Origin of the sequence: Micromonospora sp. NPDC020750 (genome assembly GCF_044334565.1) — a bacterium.
Taxonomy (GTDB): domain Bacteria; phylum Actinomycetota; class Actinomycetes; order Mycobacteriales; family Micromonosporaceae; genus Micromonospora.
Genome location: NZ_JBIRTH010000002.1, coordinates 834,505 through 858,997, shown reverse-complemented (window position 1 = coordinate 858,997; position 24,493 = coordinate 834,505). Strand labels below are relative to the sequence as shown.

Annotated in this window: 17 protein-coding genes; 2 read left to right on the top strand and 15 right to left on the bottom strand. The window is 73.8% G+C overall.

All coding sequences use genetic code 11. The annotated features are described in order from the left end of the window. Positions 1-5 precede the first annotated feature (5 nt). The 3 genes from ACH4T9_RS09195 to prmC are packed head-to-tail and all read right to left on the bottom strand — an operon-like array spanning position 6 to position 2,260. Positions 6-617, bottom strand: a complete 612-nt coding sequence (locus ACH4T9_RS09195; RefSeq protein ID WP_396670075.1) for a phosphotyrosine protein phosphatase — start codon at positions 615-617, stop codon at positions 6-8. Next, the gene (locus ACH4T9_RS09190; RefSeq protein WP_396670076.1) at positions 618-1,280 is read right to left on the bottom strand and encodes an L-threonylcarbamoyladenylate synthase; all 663 of its coding nucleotides are present in this window, start codon (positions 1,278-1,280) and stop codon (positions 618-620) included. It abuts the gene before it with no gap. Then, positions 1,259-2,260 carry a peptide chain release factor N(5)-glutamine methyltransferase gene (gene prmC / locus ACH4T9_RS09185; protein ID WP_396670077.1) on the bottom strand — a complete coding sequence of 334 codons (1,002 nt, stop codon included), beginning with the start codon at positions 2,258-2,260 and terminating at the stop codon, positions 1,259-1,261. Before prmC ends, ACH4T9_RS09190 begins: the two co-directional genes overlap by 22 nt. 73 nt (positions 2,261-2,333) lie before the next feature. Between prmC and ACH4T9_RS09180 the strand changes: the two genes are divergently transcribed. Next, positions 2,334-3,884 carry a GGDEF domain-containing protein gene (locus ACH4T9_RS09180; protein ID WP_396670078.1) on the top strand — a complete coding sequence of 517 codons (1,551 nt, stop codon included), beginning with the start codon at positions 2,334-2,336 and terminating at the stop codon, positions 3,882-3,884. 24 nt (positions 3,885-3,908) lie between these two features. Here ACH4T9_RS09180 and prfA read toward each other — a convergent pair whose 3' ends face one another. The 5 genes from prfA to thrB form a co-directional block, all read right to left on the bottom strand. Beyond that, positions 3,909-4,997 carry a peptide chain release factor 1 gene (gene prfA, locus ACH4T9_RS09175; protein ID WP_396670079.1) on the bottom strand — a complete coding sequence of 363 codons (1,089 nt, stop codon included), beginning with the start codon at positions 4,995-4,997 and terminating at the stop codon, positions 3,909-3,911. Between the two features lie 115 nt (positions 4,998-5,112). Then, entirely contained in the window at positions 5,113-5,337 is a 225-nt protein-coding gene (gene rpmE / locus ACH4T9_RS09170; protein ID WP_117665559.1) for a 50S ribosomal protein L31, read from the bottom strand. 397 nt (positions 5,338-5,734) lie between these two features. Then, positions 5,735-9,238 (bottom strand): phosphodiester glycosidase family protein, encoded by a 3,504-nt coding sequence (locus tag ACH4T9_RS09165; RefSeq protein ID WP_396670080.1) that lies wholly within the window; start codon positions 9,236-9,238, stop codon positions 5,735-5,737. 151 nt (positions 9,239-9,389) lie between these two features. Beyond that, positions 9,390-11,519, bottom strand: coding sequence for a transcription termination factor Rho (gene rho, locus ACH4T9_RS09160; RefSeq protein WP_396670081.1), 2,130 nt, complete (start codon positions 11,517-11,519; stop codon positions 9,390-9,392). 297 nt (positions 11,520-11,816) lie between these two features. Next, positions 11,817-12,761, bottom strand: a complete 945-nt coding sequence (gene thrB / locus ACH4T9_RS09155; protein ID WP_396670082.1) for a homoserine kinase — start codon at positions 12,759-12,761, stop codon at positions 11,817-11,819. 111 nt (positions 12,762-12,872) lie between these two features. Between thrB and ACH4T9_RS09150 the strand changes: the two genes are divergently transcribed. Further along, positions 12,873-13,223, top strand: coding sequence for a hypothetical protein (locus ACH4T9_RS09150; protein ID WP_396670083.1), 351 nt, complete (start codon positions 12,873-12,875; stop codon positions 13,221-13,223). 21 nt (positions 13,224-13,244) lie between these two features. Here the strand turns inward: ACH4T9_RS09150 and ACH4T9_RS09145 are convergent, their stop codons facing one another. The 7 genes from ACH4T9_RS09145 to argS all read right to left on the bottom strand — a co-directional run bounded on the left by ACH4T9_RS09145 (position 13,245) and on the right by argS (position 24,482). Continuing rightward, positions 13,245-14,483: an MFS transporter gene (locus ACH4T9_RS09145; RefSeq protein ID WP_396670084.1), complete on the bottom strand. Its 1,239-nt coding sequence runs from the start codon at positions 14,481-14,483 to the stop codon at positions 13,245-13,247. An 11-nt stretch (positions 14,484-14,494) separates the two neighbouring features. Continuing rightward, complete coding sequence (locus tag ACH4T9_RS09140) at positions 14,495-15,316, bottom strand: polysaccharide deacetylase family protein (RefSeq protein WP_396670085.1); 822 nt, start codon at positions 15,314-15,316, stop codon at positions 14,495-14,497. Between the two features lie 171 nt (positions 15,317-15,487). After that, positions 15,488-18,739: an efflux RND transporter permease subunit gene (locus ACH4T9_RS09135; protein WP_396670086.1), complete on the bottom strand. Its 3,252-nt coding sequence runs from the start codon at positions 18,737-18,739 to the stop codon at positions 15,488-15,490. Between the two features lie 134 nt (positions 18,740-18,873). Further along, entirely contained in the window at positions 18,874-19,923 is a 1,050-nt protein-coding gene (gene thrC, locus ACH4T9_RS09130; protein ID WP_396670087.1) for a threonine synthase, read from the bottom strand. Positions 19,924-20,052: 129 nt separating this feature from the next. After that, positions 20,053-21,378, bottom strand: a complete 1,326-nt coding sequence (locus ACH4T9_RS09125) for a homoserine dehydrogenase (protein ID WP_396670088.1) — start codon at positions 21,376-21,378, stop codon at positions 20,053-20,055. Next, on the bottom strand, positions 21,375-22,760 hold the full coding sequence (lysA, locus tag ACH4T9_RS09120) for a diaminopimelate decarboxylase (protein WP_396670089.1): 1,386 nt from the start codon (positions 22,758-22,760) through the stop codon (positions 21,375-21,377). Before lysA ends, ACH4T9_RS09125 begins: the two co-directional genes overlap by 4 nt. A gap of 57 nt (positions 22,761-22,817) precedes the next feature. Further along, positions 22,818-24,482: an arginine--tRNA ligase gene (gene argS / locus ACH4T9_RS09115; protein WP_396670090.1), complete on the bottom strand. Its 1,665-nt coding sequence runs from the start codon at positions 24,480-24,482 to the stop codon at positions 22,818-22,820. Positions 24,483-24,493: the final 11 nt, after the last annotated feature.

The following is a 24,493-nucleotide window of genomic DNA, read 5'->3' as shown; positions in this document are numbered from 1 at the left end:
GGGCGTCAGGGCAGCAGGGCGACGGCCAGCGGGTGGACGGTCTCCTCGATCTCGTCGGCCACCCGGCTGAAGCACTGGTCGCCCCGCCCCCACGGGTCGTCGAGGTCGTCGGTGCGCAGCGGGGACGTGCCCTGCCGGGCTGTGTGCGCGGCGGCGACCAGGGCCACCCCGCGCGCGTACACCGCGTCGGGGACGGACTCGGCGGCCGGCAGCGCGGCGGCGTCCACCGCCGCCAGCAGCCGGCCGAACTCGCCGAGCACGAAGGTGCGGGCGGCGGCGTCGGGGCGCAGCGCCACCACGTACTCCTGCTGGTCGGCGGTGGCGGTGAGGACCAGGTCGGCGGCGTCGATCTGGTCGGAGCGCAGCTTGCGGGCGGCGAAGCCGTCCACGTCGCCGCCCCGGGAGAGCACCTGCCGGGCGGCCGGCGGGTTCATCTCCTCCCCCGCGTGCCAGCCGCCGGTGCCGGCGCTGTGGCTGTGCAGCAGCCCGTCCGCGCCGGTCGGGTCGACGCCGCGCCGGGTCAGCCGCTCGCGGACGGCCAGCGCCAGCAGCCGCTCCGCCATCGGCGAGCGGCAGATGTTGCCCATGCAGACGTGCAGGACGGTGAACGGCGGCACTCAGCCCACCCGGCTCTCAACGATGTCGGGCACGACGTCCCGCAGCTTCTCGAACGGGATCGCCCCGGCGCGCAGCACCCGGGGCACCTCGCCGGTGAGGTCGACGATGGTGCTCGGCACCGGGTCCGGGCAGGGCCCGGCCTCCAGATATGCCCGGACGGCGTAGCCGAGCTGCTCACGGGCCTCCTCGGCGGTGACCGTCGTCGGCTGACCGAGCTTGTTGGCCGACGCCACCGCCATCGGGCCGGTCTCCCGCAGCACCTCCAGGGCCACCGGGTGCAGCGGCATCCGCACGGCGACCGTGCCGCCGTCGCCCAGGTCCCACGACAGGCTCGGCGAGTGCTCCACCACGATGGTCAGCGCGCCCGGCCAGAACGCCTCGACCAGGTCGCGGGCCGCCCGGGGCAGCGTGAAGACCAGCCCGTCGAGGGTGTGCCGGGAGCCGATCAGCACCGACGACGTCTGCCGGGTGCCGCCCTTCGCGTCCGAGAGGGCCTTGACGGCATACGGCGTGAAGGCGTCGGCGCCGATCCCGTAGACCGTGTCCGTCGGCAGGACGACCAGCTCGCCGTTCTTGACAGCCTCGATGGCAGCGGCGATGCCGCGGTCCCGGTCGGCGGGCGACCGGCAGTCGTAGAGCATCACGAGGAGCCAGTCTGCCACGCCCGGGGCCCGTCGGTGTCCTCGGCGTGACCAGGTGCCACGGGCACGGACTCCCGGCGGCGGCGGGCGGTGGCGAACCGGGGCCGTCCGGCCAGGTCCCGGTGCTCCTCGACCGCCTCGTACCGGCCGTCGGCGGCGAGCAGCGCCGGCAGCACCGCGCCGTGCGTGTCGTCGTGCTCTACTCCGAGCACCCCGCCGGGGCGCAGCAGCTCGGCGGCCCGGGCGAGCACCGGCCGGATCACGTCCAGCCCGTCCGCCCCGCCGAAGACCGCCTCGTCCGGGTCGTGCGCCGCCACCTCGGGCGGAACGAGCACCGCGCGCGGCACGTACGGCGGGTTGCACAGCAGCACGTCCACCCGCCCGGTCAGCCCGGCCAGCAGCTCCGGGTCGGTGACGTCGGCGGCCACCACCTCGATCGGCCGGTCCCCGGCGGCGGCCCGGTCGGCGGCGTTGCGGCGCAGCCAGGCCAGCGCGGCCGGCGACCGTTCCACCGCCACCACCCGGGCGGCGGGCGCCTCCTGAGCGACCGCGAGGGCGATCGCGCCCGACCCGCTGCACAGGTCGACCACCAGCGGCCCGTCGCCCGCCCCGGCCGTCTCGCCCGCCCCGGGCCGCGGCCGGGCCCGGTCGACGCCCCAGCCGGCGAGCAGCTCCGTCTCCGGCCGGGGCACGAAGACGCCCGGCCCGACCGCCAGCTCCAGGTGCCGGAAGCCGGCGCTGCCGGTGAGGTGCTGCAACGGCTCCCTGGTCGCCCGGCGGGCGACCAGGGCGTCGTACCGGTCGAGCTGGCCGGCGGTGAGGCCGTCGGCCAGCGCCAGCCGCCCCCGGGGTACGCCCAGCACGTGCGCGGCGAGCAGCTCGGCCTCGGCGCGGGACGCCTCGACGCCGGCCGCGGCGAGGGTCCGCGCGGCGCGGGCAACCGCCACCGAGGGCCGAAGCCGTTCTGACCCTTCGGACGGGTGTTGCGGAAGGGAGGTCACGACATAATCATGAAGCGTCGCCGGAGCGCGCCACGAGCTGGTGCGTCGGCGCACACCGACAGGGAGGTCGCGGGTGGGCTGGCTCGACCGGGTCAACGACCAGGTTGACGCCCTCACGCGGGCCCGCACCCTGCAGGAGGTGGACCGCTCCGCCGAGGCGTGCCTCCTGCTCGACGGGGTGATCCACAGCACCGCCGACCCATACGTCCGGGCGGACGCGCTGGTCCAGCGCCTCTCCGCGTTGATCAATCTCGGTCGCACCGCCGAGTTCACCCGGGCCATCGAGGAGGCGTCCGCCGCCGTGCGGGACCTCGCCGAGCCGTACCTGCACGGGCACCTCAACGCACTGGCCGCGCTCGCCGCCCACCACCAGGGGGCGCTCGACCGGTGCGTCACCCACCTGGTCAAGGCCGCGCGGGCGCTCGGCGCGGTGGACGACCCGGACCAGGAGACCGCGTGGGGCTGGCACGACCTGGCGATGGCCTACTCGTACCTCAGCTTCCACGGGTACGCCCTCGGCGCGATCGAGCGCGCCCGCCAGCTCGGGGTCGCCGCCGGCATCCCCGAGGAGACCTTCGCCGCCCCCGGGATCCGGCTGCGCAACGCGGTGGCCCTCGACCACAACGGCGACAGTGACGGCTGCCTACGGGTGCTCCGGGACGTCGCCTCCGACCTGAGCCGGTTCCTGCGCGGCGAGCGGGCCGGCCAGCTGCGGCCGAGCAGCCTCGCCGCGTACGGCTACGCCGCCGCCCGGCGGGCGGCGCTGGGCGACCGGGTGGAGACCGGCACCGACGCGGACCCGGCGCGGCTGCTCGCGCACGGCGGGGACAGCGCGCGGGCCCGGGACATGCGCCAGCTCGGCCAGGTGTGCCTGGCCATCGCCACCGGCAACCCGATCGAGGCGGTCACCCGGCTGGACACGGCCCGGGTCTCCCACGAGACCCTCGGCGCCGCCGAGGCGGCACGGCTGCGCAGCATCGCGTACGGGCGGGCCGGCGACCACCCGGCGGCGCACCGGGCCGACCGGCACGCGTTCCGGCTCGCCGCCCAGCGCAGCGACCGGCTGCGGGACGTCTACATCGACGGCATCGCCGCCCGGATCGACCACGAGGAGATGCGCCGCGAGGCGGCCCGGTACGAGGGCGAGGCGCTCACCGACCCGCTGACCGGGCTGCCCAACCGCCGCCGGCTGGAGCGCTACATCGCGACGGTGGTGGCCCGCGGCGAGCGGGTGGTGATCGGCGTCTGCGACCTGGACAACTTCAAGGCGGTCAACACCCGGCACGGCCACCACTCCGGCGACCTGGTCCTCCAGCGCGTCGCCGGGGTGATCAACCGGGTGATGCGCCGGGGTGACTTCGTGGCCCGCTACGGCGGCGACGAGTTCGTGGTGGTGCTGTCGGGCGCCGGGATGTCCGAGGCGGCCGAGGTGGCCCGCCGGATCAAGGCGGCGGTGGGCACGGAGGACTGGGAGTCGCTGGTGCCCGGCACCCCGGTCGGGGTCAGCATCGGCTTCGCCGAGGTGAGCGGCTCCGGCGCGGGCCTGCGCGACGCGCTCGGCACGGCGTTCGAGACCGCCGACCGGGAGATGCTCGCCGCCAAGGTCCGCTCTCGCGCCTCCTGACCCCGGGGGCGGCTCAGGGGCCGGTCAGCGGCGGGTCAGCTCGGTGTCGCCGGCCAGTCGGGCGGCGCGGTCGGCCTCGGCGAGGGCGTCCAGCACGCCGTCCAGCTCACCGGCGAGGGCCAGGTCGAGGTTGTACGCCGTGTAGCCGATCCGGTGGTCGGTGATCCGGTTCTGCGGGTAGTTGTACGTGCGGATCCGCTCCGAGCGGTCCACCGTGCGCACCTGCGCCTTGCGGGCGTCCGAGGCGGCGGCGTCGGCCTGCTCCTGGGCGGCGGCCAGCAGCCGGGCCCGCATGATGCGCATCGCCTGCTCCCGGTTCTGGAGCTGGGACTTCTCGTTCTGGCAGGAGACCACGATCCCGGTCGGCAGGTGGGTGATCCGCACCGCCGAGTCGGTGGTGTTCACCGACTGCCCGCCGGGCCCGGACGAGCGGAACACGTCGATCCGGAGGTCGTTCGGGTCGATGGTGACGTCCACGTCCTCCGCCTCGGGCAGCACCAGAACCCCGGCGGCACTGGTGTGGATGCGTCCCTGCGACTCGGTGACCGGGACGCGCTGCACCCGGTGCACCCCGCCCTCCCACTTGAGCCGGGACCAGACCCCGTTGCCGCCCTCCGGGACACCCTTGGTCTTGATCGCCAGCGAGACGTCCTTCACCCCGCCCAGGTCGGAGTCCTGCGCGTCGATCACCTCGGTGAGCCACCCGTGCCGCTCGGCGTACCGGGTGTACATCCGCAGCAGGTCGCCGGCGAACAGGGCGGACTCCTCGCCGCCCTCGCCGGCCTTGATCTCGACGATCACATCCTTGGCGTCGTGCGGGTCGCGCGGGATCAGCAACTCGGCGAGGCGTTGCTCCAGCGCCGGCAGTCCGGCGGCGATCGACTCCGCCTCGGCCGCGAAGGACGGCTCCTCGGCGGCCAGTTCCCTCGCCGCGACCAGGTCGGCGCGGGCCTGCTCCAGTTCGCCGGCCGCCTTGTTCAGCGGCACCAGTTCGGCGTACCGGCGGCCGACCCGGCGGGCGGTGCCCTGGTCGGCGTGGATGGCCGGGTCCGCGAGGCGCTTCTCCAGCTCGGCGTACTCGTCGAGGAGGGCGGCCAGCCGCTCGCTGCTCATGCTCGGGGTGCTCCTTCGACGACGAGGACCGGCCGGGGATGGTGGACCGGACGGGGGGCAATACGGACAGCGCCCGCGCCCGGCAGGAAGCCGGACGCGGGCGCCGAATGTGGAGCTACTTGGCCTTCTTGGCCTGAACCTTGGCGTACTTCTGCTGGAACTTGGCGACCCGGCCGGCCGTGTCGAGAACGCGCTGCTTACCGGTGTAGAACGGGTGGCAGGCGCTGCAGGTCTCGACGTGGATGGAACCGCCCTTGGCGGTGCTGCGGGTCGTGAAGGTGCTACCGCAGGAGCAGCTGACCTCGGTGGTCGTGTACTCCGGGTGGATGTTTGACTTCATGTCGCCTCGGTCCTTTCGTGGGTGGTCGCCGGGTCGCCCGTGCGGCGCCGACGCGTGGTGCGCGCCGGGCTCGGGCGTGAACCGGAACCGGTGGCCGATTGACCAGTGTGCCATGGGCGTGGGCCGACCCGTCAGGCGGGCCGCACAGCAGGTCCGGCTTCGTCAACGTGCCGGTCCCCTCCCGCATTCCCGCCCCACCGCCCCGCATTCCGGTGCGAGCCGGCCCCCTCGGTGGAGGGGAACGCCTCCCGGCAGCCGGGGAGCGTGCGGCGGCCGGGGACGGCGGGCGCATCGCGGGCTTATGTCCGATTCGCCCCCAGGAGCAGCTCGAAGCCGGGTGGCACGGGAAGGGCCCCGGTCGCCGCGTTCCGCGCCGACCGGGGCCCTTCCCCACCTCTCAGGCGGCGGGGGTCCGGGCGGCTGCGGCGGCCGCCCGGGTGAGGGTGACGGTGGCCTCGGCACGGACGCCGTTGACCGTCACCGCGAGCTGGACCGTCGCGCCCGGACGCAGCGCCGTCAGCACACCGGTCGCCGGGTCGAACCGGGCCACGTGCCAGGGCCGCAGCCCGATGACGGGTCCGACGAGGACGCTCGGCGAGGCGGACCAGTCCGCGCTGACCGGGGCGGCCACCGGCACGACCCGCCCGCCCGGCTGGGTCAGCGTCGCGGTCACCCGGGCCGGGGTGCCGACCGCCACCGTCTCCGGCGCGGTCAGGGCGAGTTGGTCGACGTGGGCGTGCAACTCGGCGTCCACCCAGCGGGGGCCCTCGGCGAGCGGGTTGCGGCGGGCCCGCTCGGCCTCGGCCGGGGTGACCGGGTCGACGCCGAACTCCGTCCAGCCGGTGAAGCCGCCGAGCTGCGCCGGGGTGGACGGATTCTTGCCCGAGTTGCCGTTGATCACGTACGGCACCCCGTCGACCCGGTCGGCGTGGAACGCGCCGACGTGGCCGTTGACGACGAGCGCGCCCTTGCCGGTGCGGTGCTGGAAGTCGGCGAGCCACTGCTCGACCAGCGCCGCCTCCTTGCGGTCGCCGAGCTGGCTGGCCTTGGCCGGGCTCGGGTCGCGCGGCGGGTGGTGGAACAGCACGGCCACCGAGCCGATGCTCCGGTCGGCGGCGGCCCGGTCGAGGGTGTCGCGCAGCAGCTCGACCTGGTCGAAGCCGCTGCCACGCAGCGACCCGGCGGACGTGTTCAGCGTGACGAACCGGGTGCCGGCGTGGTCGAAGACCCGCGAGGTGGCCCCGAACGCGGCGGTGAAGTTGCCGATCGGGGCGCCCATGATCTCGTGGTTGCCGGGGACGTAGTAGTAGGGCAGCTCGCCGCCCAACTCCTCGTCGAGGATCCGCCTCGCCAGGGCGAAGTCCGCCGGGTACGCGGTGTCCACGAAGTCCCCGTTGATCACCAGGAAGTCCGGCTTGGCGGCCCGGATCTCGCGCAGCGTGCGGCGGGCCTGGGCGACCAGGTCGCTGTCCGGGGCGGCGGCGACGAACTGGGCGTCGGACATGACCGCGAAGCGCCAGGGCGCCCCGTCGACGGTGCCGTCGCGCAGCACCACCCGGTCGGTGCGCGGCTCCTCGGCCGGCGCGTCGACCGTCGGGGGAACCTTCGCCACCAGGTCGTCGATGACGATCTCGCTGGTGTACTGGGCTGCGGCGTTGGTCTCCGCGACGTAGAACCGGCGCACCCGCACCGGGTACTGCACCCCGGCCGGGACGGCGAGCTCGACGTACCGCCAGCCGGTCCAGGTGATCAGCGGGCCACGCAGCACGTGCTGGGTGTCCTGGGCGTCGTGCAGGTGCAGGCTGGGCCACTCCCCCTTGCCGCTGCCGTTGATCCACATACCGAACGCCTGCGGCTGGCCGGGCACCTCGATCCAGGCCGGCGGGTCGGCGTACGCGGCGCGGGTGCCGGTGGACTGGCTGAAGTCGTACGACATCTTCAGGCCGGTGCCGGTGTGGCCCGGCGCCGGGGCGACGGAGCCGCTGGCCCGGGCCTGGCTGAACTTCCAGGACGCCGCGTCGTCGAAGGTGGCCACCGGGACGTCGGTAAGGCCGACGGTGACCGGCAGCACGGTGGTCCGAGCCCCGACACGCACGGTGACCAGGGCGGAGCCGCTGTCGGTGAGCGACTTCACCGAGAGGTTGCCGTCCTCGGTGGGGGTGACGTCGAGCAGGCTCCGGTCGTAGTCGAGCCGCAGGTCGGCGGGCTCGATCGGGGCGGTGTTGCCCTCGGCGTCGTAGCCGACGACGCCGAACAGGGCGGCGTCGCCGGCCCGGTTCAGCCCGACCCGGTCGGTCGTGGCGTCGATCCGGGCCAACGGGCCGAGCACGGTGAGGTCGAGCGTCCCGCTGGCCCCGCCCCGCCACGCGGTGACGGTGCTGCGGCCGGGCAGGAGGGCCCGGAAGACGCCGCCGCGGTCGACCATCCCGTGGACCGCGGGATTCGCCCGCCAGGCCGGGGCGCCGGCCGCCGGGCCGTACGTCTCGTCGTGGCCGGCGGCGGTGAGCTTACGGGTCAGGCCGGGGAAGACCCGGTCGGGCCGGCCGCCCCGGACCGGGGCGACGCCCGGCGCGGCGGCGGGGTCGCTGGTGGTGCGCAGCCAGTAGCCGGTGAGCCGGCCACTGCCCTTCGGCGCGTAGATGGCCAGGCCGTTGGGCACGGCGCGCTCGGCGCCGTCGGACGGGCTGTTCGCCACCTCGACGGCCGCCTCGCCGGGGCGGCGGGCCAGCAGGGTCGAGGAGCCGCCGCCGTCGAGGTTGAGCGCGGTCCACGCGCCCAGCTCGGCCATCATCCGGCCCATCTCGGTCTGGGTGACGCCCCGGCTGTCCACCTGCCGGCCGTCCACGGTGAGCATGATCATGCGCTTGCCGTCGGCGGTGAAGCCGACCGCGGTGCGCGGCGCCAGTGAGGCGTCGGCGATGCTCTGCACCGCTCCGTCGCGGACCAGCACGTTGCTGCCGCCGACCGCCGCGCGCAGGGTGCCGCCGTCGGATGCCTTCGGCTGGTACGCCACGCCCACCGGGTCGCCCGGCCGCAGGCCGGCGAGGGCGTCCGCGCCGGCGTCCCGCCCGAGCAGCACGGTGGTGCCGGCGGGGATCGGGCCGGCGCCGGCCGCCGTGGTCACCGTTGCGACGCGACCGTCGACCACGGTCACCTCGGCGACGCGCTGCGCGCCCTCCACCGCACGTTCCCGGGGGTACGCGCCCCAGAGCGGGGTGAACAGGCCGACCCCGTTCGCCTGCACCATGTTGTTGAACTGGGTCAGCGACACCGGGCCGGCGGGCAGGGTGGCGGTGCCGTCGAAGTTCACCTGGATCACCCGGCCGAGGCCGTCGGCGCTGATCGCGACGGCGTTGTTGTGCCCGGCGACGGGCGACTGGACCAGTTCCCCGGCCCGTACCCCGATCCCCTGGGCCGCCCCGGAGTTGTTGATGTCGAAGAAGTCGCCGTTGACGGCGGCGACGGCCCGGGACCGGTCCACCGCGCCGCGCAGCGGCTCGGCCTTCGCCACCTCGCCGGAGTTGACGTAGTCCACGGTGACCCCGCCGGTGAGGTCGGCGGTCAACGCGTCGGCGCGTAGCCAGCCGTTGGCGTCGTAGCGGTCGAAGGAGGTCAGGTCGAGGCCGGGGGCGACCGGCCGGACGGTCTTCGCGGTCTCCAGGCCACCGGCCGGTTCGACGCCGGAGGCTGCGCGGGTGGCGGCGCTGGCCGCAGCCGGGTCACCGGCGAGGGCGACCGCGTCGGCGGGGGCGGACGAGGCGCGGGGGGCGTCCTCGGCGGCCGTCCCGCCGGCCGGGGCAGGGGGTGGGCCGGCCGCGGCCGGCACGGGGCCCGTCAGGGTGAGCAGCGGCGTCAGCAGCAGGACGCCGGCGAGATGAACGGATCGACTGCGGGTGCGCATGACCGCCAGTCAACCCGACGGTGAACAGAAGTTTCAATACCTAACGGCTTAACCGAAGGAAAACTTCACGTCGGCCGACCCGTCCGGCCTGCCCCAGGACGCGGAAGGGCACGGCCGCGGGCGGCCGTGCCCTTCCGTCAGTCCCTCCGGGTCAATCCCCCGGTGTGGACTTCGCGATCTGCATCAGGAACTCGATGTTGGTGCGGGTCTGCTTGAGCTTGTCGAGCAGCAGGTCCATCGCCGCCTGCGAGTCCAGCGAGTGCAGGACCTTGCGGAGCTTGTGGAGGATGGCCAGCTCCTCGGGTGCGAGCAGGACCTCCTCCTTACGGGTACCGGACGGGTTGATGTCGATGGCCGGGAAGGTGCGCTTGTCGGCGATCTTCCGGTCCAGCTTCAGCTCCGCGTTGCCGGTGCCCTTGAACTCCTCGAAGATGACCGTGTCCGCCATGGACCCGGTCTCCACCAGCGCCGTGGCGATGATGGTCAGCGAGCCGCCGTTCTCGATGTTGCGGGCCGCACCGAGGAAGCGCTTCGGCGGGTAGAGCGCGGTGGAGTCGATACCACCCGACATGATCCGGCCGCTGGCCGGCGCCGCCAGGTTGTACGACCGACCGAGCCGGGTCACCGAGTCGAGCAGCACGACGACGTCGTGCCCGAGCTCGACCAGGCGCTTCGCCCGCTCGATCGCCAGCTCCGCCACCGTCGTGTGGTCCTGCGGCGGACGGTCGAACGTGGCCGCGACGACCTCGCCCTTGATCGACCGCTGCATGTCGGTGACCTCTTCGGGCCGCTCGTCCACCAGCACCACCATCAGGTGGCATTCCGGGTTGTTGTGCGTGATCGCGTTCGCGATCGCCTGGAGCACCATCGTCTTACCCGCCTTGGGCGGCGACTGGATGAGTGCCCGCTGGCCCTTGCCGATCGGCATGACCAGGTCGATGACCCGGGTCGTCAGGATGTGCGGCTCGGTCTCCAACCGCAGGCGCTCCTGCGGATACAGCGGAGTGAGCTTGTAGAACTCCGGCCGACGCTTCGCCTCGTCCGGCTCCATCCCGTTGATGGTGTCCAGCCGCATCAGCGGGTTGTACTTGTCCCGCCGCTGGTCACCGTCCCGCGCCGCACGTACCGCACCGGTGATCGCGTCACCGCGCCGCAGGCCGTACTTCTTGATCTGGGACATCGAGACGTACACGTCGTTCGGGCCGGCCAGGTAGCCGGTGGTCCGGACGAAGGCGTAGTTGTCGAGCACGTCGATGATGCCGGCGACCGGAACGAGGACGTCGTCCTCGTTCACCTGCGGCTCGCGGCCACCGCCGCCACCGCCAGGACCGCCACCGCCAGGACCGCCACCGTCCTCACCACGCTCGCCGCGGCCCCGACGACGGTCCCGGAAGCGACTGCGCCGGCCCCGCCGGCCACCCGCCTCGTCGTCGTCGTCGTTGTCGGCACGCGGACCCCGGTCGTTCCGGTCGTTCCGGTCGTTCCGGTCGCTCCGGTCGTTGCGCTCACCGCGCTCGGTCCGGTCGGTCCGGTCGGTCCGGTCGGCACGCTCGGTCCGGTCGGTCCGGTCGGTCCGGTCGGCACGCTCACCGCGCTCGGTCCGCTCGGTCCGCTCGGTCCGATCGGCACGCTCGGTCCGGTCGGCACGCTCGGTCCGGTCAGTCCGGTCAGTCCGGTCAGCACGCTCGGTCCGGTCAGCGCGCTCAGTCCGGTCGGCCTGGTCCCGGCCGCCCCGGCCCTCGCCGCGCTCCCGGCGGCCCTCGCCGCGCTCGGCGGGTTCGGTCACGGTCACGGCCGGCGGCTCCTCGGCGCGCGGCTCTACCTGCCGGGCCTCAGCCGGCTGGGCCTCCACCGGCCGGGTCTCGGCCTTGGGGGCCCGGGACTCGGCAGTGGCGGCCCGGCTGCGCCGGGCCCTGGTCCGGCCCTCGGCCGGCGCGGCAACGGCCGGCTCCTGGGCCCGGTTCTGGTCGGCGCCGGACGGGGTCTGGGAGACCTCCACGTGCACCTCCTCACGGGCGGGGGCAGCGGCTGCGACCTCGGCCCGCGGTCGAGGGGTCCCGGCAGCGGCGCCGCCCTGCCGCTCGGTGATCGCGCTGATCAGCTCGCCCTTGCGCATGCGAGCCGTGCCGGAGATGCCGAGCGACGCGGCCAGGCTCTGCAGCTCCGGCAGCAGCATCGCCGACAGGCCGGTTCCGCTACGCCGACGGCGGACGGGGGCGGCAGCGGCGGCATCGCCAGCGACGTTGGAAACATCCGACGTCACGTCGGTGGTGTCGCTCAATGGATTCCTTCCCTCGATAGGCCGGGACTGCCCGGAGTCGACAAGCAGGTGGCCGGGCGGCCTCGGTGCACCCGCCTCGCATGACGCGTCGCGGGAGACTGTGACACAGCAGCCGGGTCGGGTTTCCCGGCTCACCAACATCGGTGAGCAGGTCTCGCCGTCTGCGGCGACCTGCGGAAACTGCGGTGCGGCGTGGGCCTTAAGCAGAAGTGACGGGCTGACCGCCGAGAGCTTCGGGGGTGCGCCGACCCGCAGGAAGATCGCATGCTTCGCGGCTGTGCTAAGTCTAGAGCGTAATCAACTCTTCCGACCTGCGGCAACAGGGTCCCGCTCGGCGTGTCCAAGTCTACCCCGTGCGACCCGTGCTCCGTGCACATCTATAGCCAACCGCAGAGTCCGCCAACCTGTTCCCACGGAAAAGCCCGGGCCAGGCTCGCTCAGCGCCAGCACCGTCGGCCCGGCCCCACTGACCACGGCAGCCACACCGGCCGCACGCAGCGCGCCGACCAGGGCAGACGTGCCGGGCATCCCCTCGGCGCGGTAGTCCTGGTGCAGCCGGTCGACCGTGGCGGGCAACAGCAGGGCCGGCTCGGCGGTCAGGGCGTGCACCAGCAGCGCGGCCCGACCTGCGGTGAGCGCGGCGTCGGCATGCGGGACGGTGCCGGGCAGCGCGGCCCGGGCCACGGCGGTCAGGCCGCGTTCCTCGGGCACGAAGACCGTCGGCCGGACCCGGTCGTCGACGGCCAGCGAGACCGCGCGGGCGCCGGACGGCTCCGTCCAGGCGATCGTGAAGCCGCCGAGCAGACAGGGAGCGACATTGTCCGGATGTCCCTCGATCTCCGCCGCCAACCGCAGCGCGCCCGCGTCGTCCAGCCGGGTGTCGCCGTCGACGACCAGCGCCCGGGCGAGCTGCACGCCGGCCACGATGGCGGCCGACGAGGATCCCAGGCCGCGGGCCTGCGGGATCCGGTTGACGCATTCCACGGCGAAACCCGACGGCTGTCCGCCCAGCGCGTCGAAGGTGGCCCGCATCGCCCGGGCGACGAGGTGCGCGTCGCCGTCGGGCAGCTCACCCGCGCCCTGCCCGGTCACCGTCACCCGGACGCCGTCGGGCACCACCTCGGCGGCCACGTCGTCGTGCAGGCCGAGCGCCAGCCCCAGCGCGTCGAACCCCGGACCGAGGTTGGCGCTGGTGGCGGGGACCCGGACCTTGACCGGCCCGGACACGAATGTCGTCGGCACGCGCTCATGCTAGGCCGCCGGGGCGGTCCGGCGGCGGTCCGCCCGGCCCGTGGGATTCGTCCGCCTCCGCTAGCCTGGCCGGGACGATCACCGGGCGGGAGTGAGTTTGGCATGGAGTTCCTGACCTACTCGGCCACCCAGGTGGCCACGCAGCTCCCGACCCTGCTGGTGCTGGCGGCCGGCCTGACGCTGGCAGTGGTCTCCCGCGACCGGCTCGGCCGGCCATCCCGGCTGATGCTGGTGTCGGGCGTGGTGGTGCTGCTGGTCGGGACGCTGGTCAGCCTCGCCTGGCTGCTCGTCCTGCCCCGGCTCTACACGTCCGGGGGCGCCTCGCTGTCCGGCGTCACGGTGGCCCGGCTCAACACCGGCGTCAGCCTGGTGCTCGCCCTGCTCCACCCCGCCGGGCTGGGCCTGGTGATCGCCGCGGCCCTGACGGGCCGGCGGCCGACCGGCGGCGCGTGACCCCACTGCCCCGCCGGGCGGTCAGCGGGCCGGTACGGGCTCGGCCACCGGGTCGGTCAGCGAGAGCCGCCGGGTGGCGATCCGCCAGCCGACCGCGTAGACCAGCGTGACCAGGCCGCAGCCGGCCAGCACCACCCGCTCGTCCACGATGTCGATAACTCCGGCCACCACTAGCTGGCTGACCGAGACGGCGAGCGTCGCCAGCATCATGTCGGTGGCGAAGACCCGGCCGCGCAGCCGGTCCGGCACCTCGCCCTGAAGGGCGAAGTTCGACATCACCCAGTTGCTCCCACCGGCGAAGTGCGCCACGAAGACCAGCCCCAGCACCAGCGGGAACCAGTCGACCACCGAGGTGCCCACGTAGGCCAGGCCGTAGAGGGACATCGACAGGGCCAGGCCGGGCAGCAGCCAGGCCCGGTTGGTCAGCACCCGGCGCATCAGGATCGGACCGACCAGCGCGCCGGCGCCGCGCACCGCGAAGAGCAGGCCGGTGCCGATCGCACCCACCCCGTACACGCCGGCGAGCAGCGGGAAGACGGTGAGCACGCCGTTGCCCAGGCCCACCGCGGACTTCACGGTGACCAGCCCGAGGACCCGGGGGCGGTGACCGATGTAGGCCAGCGCCTCCCGGATCGCCGCCCAGGTGCGCTGGGCGGGCACGGCGGCGTCCCGGGGGACCTGCAACGGACGGCGGATCAGCGCCGCCAGCCCCGCCGCCAGCGTCAGGCCGACCGCGGCCACCCAGAAGCAGACGTACGGGCCTGCGGCGGCACTGAGCACGCCGCCCAGCGAGGCGCCGACGACGGTCATGGTGCCCCAGGCGGAGCCGGCGACCGCGTTGCCGGCGGCCAGCTCCTCCGGGTCGAGGACGTTGGGCAGGGCGGCCTGGGCGGCCGGGGAGTAGAACGCCTTCGCCACCGCCACCACGGCGATCCCCGCCATCGCCAGCCACGCCGTGTCCGCGCTGCGGACGCCGAGCAGCAGCAGCACGCCGAACAGCGACGCCACGTTGGCCGCCATCATGATCTTCTTGCGGTCGAACCGGTCGGCGATCGTCCCGGTGTACGGCAGCAGCAGCGCCACCACGCCGGTGTCCACGGCCAGCACGAGCGCGCCCCAGACACCGCTGCCGGTCAGCGTCGGCAGCAGCACGAGCAGCGGCACCATGACGAACCAGTCGGCGCCGAAGACGACCAGCTCGGCCAGGAAGAGATTGCGGAAGTTCCGGTTGCGGACCAGGACCGAGGCGGTGGGCGACACGGACCGGAACCCTACCCGGCTACGCGCGGCGGGCTCGCCCGGCGCAGCAGCTCGGAGACGGTGACGAAGGTGAAACCGCGGTCCCGCAGGCCGGTGATCAGATCAGGCAGGCCGCGCAGCGCGACCAGCCGGCGGGGGTCCCCGACGTCGTGGGCGAGCAGGATGGTGCCGGGCCGCACCCCCGCCACGATCCGCCGGGCGTGGCCGGCCGGATCGTCCGGGTACTGCCGCTCGACCATCTGCAACGACCACAGCACGACCCGGTAGTCCAGTCGGGCGGCGGCATGCAGCACCGCGCCGCCGAGGTGCCCGTACGGCGGGCGGAGCAGTCGGGGGGCGACCCCGGCCGCCGCGGTGATCGCGTCGTGCGACCGGCGCAGGTCCTCGTGGACCTCGGCGGCGTCGTGCCGGGCCAGGTCGTGGTGCGCCCAGCTGTGGTTGCCCACCTCGTGCCGGTCGAGTCGATCTCGCAGGATATCGGCGTGCCGCCGGGCCCGCTGCCCGACCAGGAAGAACGTGGCCGGCACGGCGTACCGGTCGAGGGTGTCCAGCACCATCGGCGTCCAGTGCGGCCGAGGGCCGTCGTCGAACGTGAGCGCCACCAGCGGCTGCTCGGTCCGGGCCGCCCAGACGACCGACACCTCGCCGTCGCCGACCTGCTGGTGGTCGCTGCCGAGGGTGGTGCTGGCCGGGCCGCCGGCCAGGGGCAGGCGCCGGTCGGCGATCCAGGTGCTCTGGGCCGTGGCCCCGGCGCCCAGCGCCGCGCCCCCGGCGAGCAGGCCGGCGCGGCGCAGCACGGTCCGCCGCTCCCACCGGCCACCGCCGTCCGCCATGGACCGCTCCGCTCGCCAACGGCCGCCCACCCGGGGGCGACCTCGACACCGTCAGTATGTGACAAATGAATTCACGGCATCCGGTCGGATGCACGACGAACCCTGTGGCGACCGTACGCGACGCGCCCCCGCCGGGCGAACCCGGCGGGGGCGCATTGTGGCTGCGACCGGCTACTCGGTCGGGGGCAACGGCGACTGCCGGCTCCGCGGCAGCCGCAGCACCTCGAACTGGTCGGTGCCGTCCACCAGCGCCGCCGACGGCGCGGGCCGGGCCCGGGGCGCATCGGACGGCGCACCCGCCGGCACCGGCTCGGTCACCGGGGTGTCACCCGCCCCGGGCGCGCCGGACTCCGGCGCCGACCCGCCGGTACGCCGCCGACGGCGGGCCCGCAGCGACTCCTTGGTGTTCTCCACCATCGTGTACAGCGTCGGGACCAGGATCAGGGTGAGCAGGGTGGAACTGAGCAGGCCGCCGATCACCACGACCGCCAGCGGCTTGGAGATGAAGCCGCCCTCCCCGGTCAGCCCGAACGCCATCGGCAGCAGGGCGAAGATCGTCGCGACCGCGGTCATCAGGATCGGACGCAGCCGGCGCCGGCCGCCCTCGACCACCGCCTCCCGGACCCCCATGCCCTGCGACCGGTACTGGTTGATCAGGTCCAGCAGCACGATCGCGTTCGTCACCACGATGCCGACGAGCATCAGCACGCCGATCAGCGCCGGCACGCCCAGCGGGGTGCCCGTGGCCAGCAGCAGGCCGATCGCCCCGGTCGCCGCGAACGGAATCGAGATCAGCAGGATCAGCGCCTGGGTGAGGCTGCGGAACGTCGCCACCATGATCAGGAAGACGATCGCGATGGCGGCCAGCACGGCCAGCCCCAGGTCGGCGAACGCCTCCTCCTGGTCGGCGCTGACGCCGCCGATGCTGACGCTCGCCCCGGGCACGTCGATCGCGTCCAGCTTCTTCTGCAACTCCTTGCTGGTCGCGCCGAGGTTCGCGCCGGTCGCCGTGCCGGTGACCGTGACGCTGCGCTCGCCGTCGATCCGGGTCACCTGCTGCGGCCCCTCGGCCTGGGTGACGTCGGCGATGTCGTCCAGCTTCACCGGGCCGACCAGGAGGGCGCGCAGCTCCTCCACGGTCGTCGGCGGCTTACCGCCGCCGCGCAGCACCACGTCCTGCTGCCCGCCGTCGAGGGTCACCTGTCCCAGCGGGACGCCTCGGTACACCTGAGCCACGAGCTGGCCGACGGCCGCCTCGCTGAGCCCGACCCGGGCCGCGGCCAGCCGGTCGACGGTCACGTCCACCCGCGGCACCCGCTCGGCCAGGGTGGTGGAGACGTCCTCGACGTCGGCCGTGTCGGCCATCGCCGCCCGCGCCTGCTCGGCCGCCCGGGCCAGCACCTCCGGGTCGGCCGCCTGGACGACGACCGCCAGCTGGTTGGTCGCCCCCTGGGCCCCGCCGAAGCTCAGCTCGCCCGCTTCGGCGCCGAGGGCATCGAACTCCCGGCGCAGCGTCCGCTTCACCTCGGCCGCGTCGGTGTCGCCGTCCAGCGCCACCGAGAAGGTGGCGGCGTTGTTGCCCCCGCCGCCCGCCCAGGGCTGGTCGCTGCCGCCGGCGCTGACCTGGTACGTCTCGACGCCGTCGGTGCGCTCCAGCACCGCCTCGACCCGGCGGGCCGCCGCGTCGGTGGCCGCCAGGCCGGCGCCGGCCGGCAACTGCTGGCTGATGGTCAGGGTGTCCTGGCCGGAGTCGTCCAGGAAGTTGGTCTTGAGCGCGCTGGACAGGCCGAAGGTGCCGAGCAGCACCAGCAGGCCCAGGCCCAGGGTGATCCAGCGGGTGCCCCGGCTCCGGGTGGCGAACCCGATCACGGGCAGGTACGTCCGCTGCAACGGGCTGCGCAGCTCCTTCTCCTCGGCCGCGCGGCGTGCGGCGTCGTCCGTTCCGCCCCGCTTCGGCTTCAGGAACCAGTACGCCAGCACCGGGATCACCGTCAGCGAGACCAGCAGCGAGGCGAGCAGGGCCACCGTCACGGTGATCGCGAAGGGCGCGAAGAGCTGCCCCACGAAGCCGCCGACCAGCGCGATCGGGGCGAAGACGGCCACCGTGGTCAGCGTCGACGCGGTAACCGCGCCGGCCACCTCGCGGACCGCCGTGAGGATCGCCTCCCGCTTCGGCTCGCCGTACTCCAGATGTCGTTTGATGTTCTCCAACACCACGATCGAGTCGTCCACCACCCGCCCGACGGCGATGGTCAACGCGCCGAGGGTGAGCAGGTTGAGCGAGTAGTCGCCGATCCAGAGCGCGATCAGCGCCACCAGCACCGACAGCGGGATGGAGACCGCCGTGACGACGGTGGAACGCACCGACAGCAGGAAGACCAGGATGACCACGACCGCCATGACCAGGCCGAGCAGGCCCTCGGTGGTGAGGCTCTCGATGGACTTCTCCACGAACGGCGCCTGGTCGAACATGACGGTCAGGTCCGTGCCGGAGGCCGAACGCAGGTCGGCGAGCCGGTCCCGGATCTCGTGGGAGATCTCGACGGCGTTGCCGTCCGGCGACGCGGTGACCGCGATGCCGAGGCTGTCCCGACCGTTGGTGCGGGTGAGCGAGGTGGCCGGTGCGAGCTGCTGCTCCACGGCCGCCACGTCGCCGAGCCGGACCGGGGCCGCCTTCGGCGCGGTCGGGGCCAGCACGATGCCCTTGAGGTCGTCGACGGAGCGGACCGGCGTACCCACCTGGACGGTGAGCGACCGCGAGCCGTCGGAGACCGCGCCGGCCGGCACCGCGACGCCGTTGGTCTTCAGGGCCGTGCCGATCGCGGCCGGCGAGAGCTTCGCGGCGGCCAGCTTGACCGGGTCCGGGGTGACGGTCACGACCTGGTCGCGGGTGCCGGTCACGGTGACCGTGCGGACCCCCTCGATCGACTCCAACTCCGGCACCACGGTGTCGCGCAGCTTGTCGGCGAGCGCCCGCTCGTCACCGCCGCCGGCCGCGGCGATCACCACGGCCGGGAGGTCGTCGGTGCTGCCCGTGAGGACCTGCGGGTCGACGCCCTCGGGGAGCTGGGCGTCGATCCGGCTCAGCGCGGTCTGCATCTTGTTGACCACGCCGTCCAGGTCGGTGCCGAACGCGAACTGCACCTGGACGGTGGCGGAGCCCTCGCGGGACGTCGAGGTGACCCCCTCCAGCCCGGGGATGCCCTGGAGGCTGTTCTCGATCGGCTCGGTGACCTGGGACTCGACGATCTCGGGCCCGGCGCCGGGGTAGACCGCCACGACGAAGGCACCGGGGAACTCCAGCGAAGGCAGGAGTTGCTGTTTCAACGACGGCACGGCGAACAGGCCGAACATCGTCGTGACCACCGCGATGAGGGCGACCAGCCCCCGGTTGGCGAGGCTGAATCTGGCAAGCAACGACATCGGCGTGGCTCACTCCTGAGGAAGAGGGTGGAACAGCTCGGTGAGGGAGAGTCTGCCGCACCGGATCCCTCTTCCGGCGCGGGGGCGTCGCCCGGCGAGCCCGCCCCGGGTGGCCTGGGGAGCTTCGCCGGGCGTCAGGCCAGATCGAGGGACCGCGCTGCGGCGAGCGGGTCGTTGGCGATGGTGACCGGGGCGGGAGCGGTGGAGATCGCCCACTCCGGGTCCTTGAGGCCGTGGCCGGTGACCGTGCAGACGACCGTGGCGCCGGCCGGGACCATGCCGGCGGCGGCCTGCTGGAGCAGCCCGGCGACGCTGGCCGCGCTGCCCAGCTCGACGAAGACCCCGACCTCGCGGGCGAGCAGCCGGTACGCGGCCAGGATCTCCCGGTCGGAGACGGCGGCGATCAGCCCTCCGGAGGCGTCCCGGGCGTCGATGGCCTTGGTCCAGCTCGCCGGGTTGCCGATCCGGATGGCGGTGGCGATCGTGGACGGCTCGTGCACCACCTGGCCGCTGACGATCGGCGCCGCCCCGGCGGCCTGGAAGCCGTACATCTTCGGGGCCTTCGTGGCGTTGCCGTCCCGCAGGTCCTCCGAGTACCCCATCCAGTACGCGGAGATGTTGCCGGCGTTGCCGACCGGCAGGCAGTGGATGTCGGGGGCGTCGCCGAGCGCCTCGACGATCTCGAACGCGGCGGTCTTCTGCCCCTGCAGCCGGTCGGGGTTGACCGAGTTGACCAGCGCGACCGGGTAGTCCTGGGCGAGCTTGGCGGCCAGCGCGAGACAGTCGTCGAAGTTGCCGTGGACCTGGAGCAGCTTCGCGCCGTGCACCAGCGCCTGCGCCAGCTTGCCGAGGGCGATCTTGCCCTGCGGCACCAGCACGGCGCAGGTGATCCCGGCACGGGCCGCGTACGCGGCGGCGGACGCGCTGGTGTTGCCGGTCGAGGCGCAGATGATCGCCTTGTCGCCGTGCTCCACGGCCTTGGAGACCGCGAGCGTCATCCCCCGGTCCTTGAACGAGCCGGTCGGGTTGGCCCCCTCGACCTTGAGGTGGACGTCACAGCCGAGCCGGGCGGAGAGCACCGGCGCGGGCAACAGCGGGGTGTTCCCCTCGTGCAGGGTGACGACGGGGGTGGCGTCGGTGACCGGCAGCCGGTCCCGGTACGTCTCGATCAGACCCCGCCACATGTCGCTCTCCTCGCCTCTGACCGCCCCGCCACGCCGGGGGCAACCCCCAGCGTGGCCCAGTTTCCCCGACCCGTTCCTGCCGCACCCGCGCATAACCACCAGGCGAGACGCGAACCCGGCTCGGGCTCCTCAGTCCTCGCCCTCGACCCGTAGCACGCTCGTCACCGACCGGACGATGTCCAGCCCGCGCAGTTCCCCCACGGTGGCGGCGAGCGCGGCGTCCGGCGCCACGTGGGTGACGATGACCAGCTCGGCGTCGTCGCCGGAGCCGGGACGTCCGCCGCCCGTCGAGCCCTGCCGGACGGTGGCGATGGACACGTCGTGCCGGGCGAACACCCCGGCCACGGAGGCCAGCACGCCGGGACGGTCGGCCACGTCGAGGCTGATGTGGTAGCGGGTCAGCGCCTCCCCCATCGGCCGCACCGCAAGGTCGGCGTACGCGGACTCGCTGGCCGCGCGCACCCCGGCCAGCCGGTTGCGGGCCACCGCCACCACGTCGCCGAGCACGGCGCTGGCCGTCGGCGCGCCGCCCGCGCCCCGGCCGTAGAACATGAGCTGCCCGGCCGCCTCGGCCTCGACGAAGACGGCGTTGAACGCGTCGCCGACGCTGGCCAGCGGGTGGGTCAGCGGGATCATCGCGGGGTGCACCCGGACGCTGACCGCCTCGGCCCCGGTGGCGTCCCGGCCCCGGGCGGCGATGCACAACAGCTTGATCGTGCAGCCCATCGCCTTGGCGCTGGCCACGTCGGCGGCGGTGACCTCGGTGATCCCCTCGCGGTGCACGTCCGCGGCGGTGATCCGGGTGTGGAACGCCAGCGAGGCGAGGATGGCCGCCTTGGCCGCCGCGTCGAAGCCCTCCACGTCGGCCGTCGGGTCGGCCTCCGCGTAGCCCAGCTCGGTGGCCTCCTCCAGCGCCTCGGCGAAGCCGGCCCCGGTGGCGTCCATCGCGGAGAGGATGAAGTTGGTGGTGCCGTTGACGATGCCGGTGACCCGGTTGACCCGGTCGCCGTGCAGCGAGTCGCGCAGCGGGCGCAGCAGCGGGATCGCCCCGGCCACCGACGCCTCGTAGTAGAGGTCCGCCCTGCCCTCGGCCGCCGCGTCGTGCAGCGCCGCGCCGTCCTCGGCGAGCAGCGCCTTGTTGGCGGTGACCACGCTCTTGCCGGCCCGCAGCGCCTCTACCAGCCAGCCCCGCGCCGGCTCGATCCCGCCGACCACCTCGACCACCACGTCGACGTCGTCCCGCTTGATCAGGCCGAGCGCGTCGGTGGTGAACAGCGCCTCGTCGACCGGCAGGCCGCCGCGGTCCCGGCCGATCCGGCGGACGGCGATCCCGACGATCTCCAGGGGCGCCCCGATCCGGGCGGCGAGGTCGGCCGACTGCTCGTGCAGCAGCCGTACCACCTCGCTGCCGACCGTTCCGCAGCCGAGCAGCGCCAAGCGAACAGGTGAGGTCATCCGACATCCAATGCGAGCAGGTCCTCTTCCGTCTCCCGCCGGACGATCAGGCGGGCCCGGCCGTCGCGCACCGCGACCACCGGGGGCCGGGGCACGTGGTTGTAGTTGCTGGCCATGCTCCGGCAGTAGGCGCCCGTGCCGGGCACCGCGACAAGATCTCCCGGCTGCACGTCGGCGGGCAGGAATTCATCCTTCACCACGATGTCCCCGGACTCACAATGCTTTCCCACCACGCGGGCGAGCAGCGGCTGCGCGGTCGAGGCCCGGGAGGCCAGCGTGGCCGAGTACGACGCGTCGTAGAGGGCCGTGCGGATGTTGTCGCTCATCCCCCCGTCCACGCTCACGTACGTCCGGATCCCGTCGACGTCCTTGACCGTGCCGACCTCGTAGAGCGTGAACACGGCGGGGCCGACGATCGCCCGGCCCGGCTCGATGGACAGGTGCGGCACGGCCAGCCGCTCGGCCGCGCACTCGCCGTCGACGATCTTCCGAAGCCGCTTGGCCAACTCCTGCGGGGCGGACGGGTCGTCCTGGGTGGTGTACGCGATGCCGAAGCCGCCGCCCAGGTCCAGCTCGGGCAGCTCGACCCCCCGGGCGTCACGGATCTGCGCCTGGAGGGCGAGCACCCGCCGGGCGGAGACCTCGAAGCCGTTGGCGTCGAAGATCTGCGAGCCGATGTGCGAGTGCAGGCCACGCAGGTCGAGCACGTCCTCGTCGAGGACCTTGAACGCGGCCGCGGCGGCGGCCCCGCCCGCGAGGGAGAAGCCGAACTTCTGGTCCTCGTGGGCGGTGGCGATGAACTCGTGGGTGTGCGCCTCCACGCCGACGGTGACCCGGATCAGCACGCCGGGGCGTACCCCGCGCTCCCGGGCCAGCGCGGTGAGCCGGTCGATCTCGGTGAACGAGTCGAGGACGATCCGCCCCACGCCCGCGTCCAGGGCCCGGGTCAGCTCGGCCACGGACTTGTTGTTGCCGTGGAAGCCGATCCGCTGCGGGGGCATCCCGGCGGACAGCGCGGTGGCCAGCTCGCCGCCGGTGCAGACGTCGAGGTGCAGGCCCTCCTCGGCGATCATCCGCACCACGGCCCGGCAGAGGAACGCCTTGCCCGCGTAGTAGACGTCGGCGTCGGCGAAGGCGGCCCGGAAGTCCCGGCAGCGCGAGCGCAGATCGTCCTCGTCGAGGACGTACACCGGGGTGCCGAACTCGGCCGCGATCTCGCGGACGCCGAGCCCACCGACGGCGAGCGCGCCGTCGGCGGCCCGGGTCGCGGTGCGCGGCCAGAGCTGCGGCACCAGGGCGTTGACGTCGACCGGGGTACGCAGCCAGGCCGGCCCCCGGTTGCCGATGTCGCCGTGCAGCGCACCGGCCTCGTGAGCCCGCATCAGCGCTCTCCGCTTCGCGACTGTGGGGCTCGCAAGCTCACTCCTCGCGCTCGCATGTCACATCCTCTCCGGGGCGGAGACGCCGAGCAGGTACAGGCCGTTGGCGATGACCGTGCGGGTGGCGTCGTTGAGCCAGAGCCGGGCCCGGTGCAGGTCGGTGATCTCCTCGTCGCCGCGCGGCAGGATCCGGCAGTTGTCGTAGAACCGGTGGTACGCCCCGGCGAGCCCTTCCAGGTACCGGGCCACCCGGTGCGGCTCGCGCAGCTCGGCGGCCGAGGCGACCACGGCGGGGAACTCGGCGAGCGCCTTGAGCAGCTCGTTCTCCTTGTCGTGGCCGAGCAGCTCGGGGCGGAACGCGTCGGCGTCGCCCCGGGTCAGCCCCACCTCGGCGGCGTTGCGGCCCACGCTGGCCGTGCGGGCCGCCACGTACTGCACGTAGTAGACCGGGTTGTCCCGGGTGGCCCGGGTCCACAGCTCCACGTCGATGTCGATCGGCGAGTCGCTGGAGTAGCGGGCCAGCGCGTACCGGGAGGCGTCGATGCCGATCGCGTCGACCAGGTCCTCCAGGTTGACCACGGTGCCGGCACGCTTGCTCATCCGCACCGGCGCGCCGTCGCGGACCAGGTTGACGAGCTGGCCGATCAGGATCTCCAGGTTGGTGTCCGGGTCGTCGCCGAAGCAGGCGGCCATCGCCTTCATCCGGCCGATGTAGCCGTGGTGGTCGGCGCCCAGCATGATCACGATGCGGTCGAAGCCGCGCTCGCGCTTGTCCAGGTAGTACGCGCAGTCGGCGGCGAAGTACGTCCACTCGCCGTTGGACTTGCGCAGCACCCGGTCCTTGTCGTCGCCGAAGTCCGTGGTGCGCAGCCAGACGGCCCCGTCGGTCTCGAAGACGTGACCCTGCTCGCGCAGCCGGACCAGGGCCTGGTCCAGCTCGCCCCGGTCGTGCAGGTCCTTCTCGTTGAAGTAGGTGTCGAACTCCACCCCGAAGTCCCGCAGGGAGGACTTGATCTCGGTGAACATGAGCTGCACGCCCTCGACCCGGAACACCTCCTGGGCGGCGGCGTCGTCCAGGGTCAGCACGTCGGGCCGGCGGGTGCGCACCTCGGTGACGATCTCCGCGATGTACGAGCCGCCGTAGCCGTCCTCCGGGGCGGGCTCGCCCTTCGCGACGGCGAGCAGGGACCGGGCGAACCGGTCGATCTGGGAGCCGGCGTCGTTGAAGTAGTACTCCGTGCCGACGTCGGCGCCGGTGGCGCGCAGCAGCCGGCTGAGCGCATCACCGACGGCGGCCCAGCGGACCCCGCCGATGTGCACCGGGCCGGTCGGGTTGGCCGAGACGAACTCCAGGTTGAGCCGCTGCCCCGTCAGGGCGTCGCTGCGCCCGTACGCCGGGCCGGCCTCGACGATCGACCGGGCGAGCTGACCGGCGGCGGCCGCGTCGAGCCGGATGTTGAGGAAGCCCGGTCCGGCGATCTCCACCGACTTGACCCCGGGGGTCCGGCCGAGCTGCTCGGCCAGCTCGGCGGCCAGTTCCCGCGGGGGCACGCCCACCTTCTTGCTCAGTTGGAGGGCGAGCGTCGAGGCGTAGTCGCCGTGCTCGGGATTGCGCGGTCGCTCGACGACGGTGCGCTCCGGAAGCGCCGCGCGGTCCAGGCCTCGGTCGGCGAGGACGGCGTGGGCTGCGGAGAGGACGGCGGCGGCGAGTTCTGCGGGAGTCACCGAACCATGTT

Coding starts and splice junctions, on each gene's coding strand:
- lysA (WP_396670089.1), bottom strand. CDS start 22,760: ATGCGGGCTCACGAGGCCGGTGCGCTGCACGGCGACATCGGCAACCGG.
- prfA (WP_396670079.1), bottom strand. CDS start 4,997: ATGAGCAGCGAGCGGCTGGCCGCCCTCCTCGACGAGTACGCCGAGCTG.
- ACH4T9_RS09150 (WP_396670083.1), top strand. CDS start 12,873: ATGGAGTTCCTGACCTACTCGGCCACCCAGGTGGCCACGCAGCTCCCG.
- ACH4T9_RS09135 (WP_396670086.1), bottom strand. CDS start 18,739: ATGTCGTTGCTTGCCAGATTCAGCCTCGCCAACCGGGGGCTGGTCGCC.
- ACH4T9_RS09140 (WP_396670085.1), bottom strand. CDS start 15,316: ATGGCGGACGGCGGTGGCCGGTGGGAGCGGCGGACCGTGCTGCGCCGC.
- ACH4T9_RS09125 (WP_396670088.1), bottom strand. CDS start 21,378: ATGACCTCACCTGTTCGCTTGGCGCTGCTCGGCTGCGGAACGGTCGGC.
- rpmE (WP_117665559.1), bottom strand. CDS start 5,337: ATGAAGTCAAACATCCACCCGGAGTACACGACCACCGAGGTCAGCTGC.
- ACH4T9_RS09165 (WP_396670080.1), bottom strand. CDS start 9,238: ATGCGCACCCGCAGTCGATCCGTTCATCTCGCCGGCGTCCTGCTGCTG.
- thrC (WP_396670087.1), bottom strand. CDS start 19,923: ATGTGGCGGGGTCTGATCGAGACGTACCGGGACCGGCTGCCGGTCACC.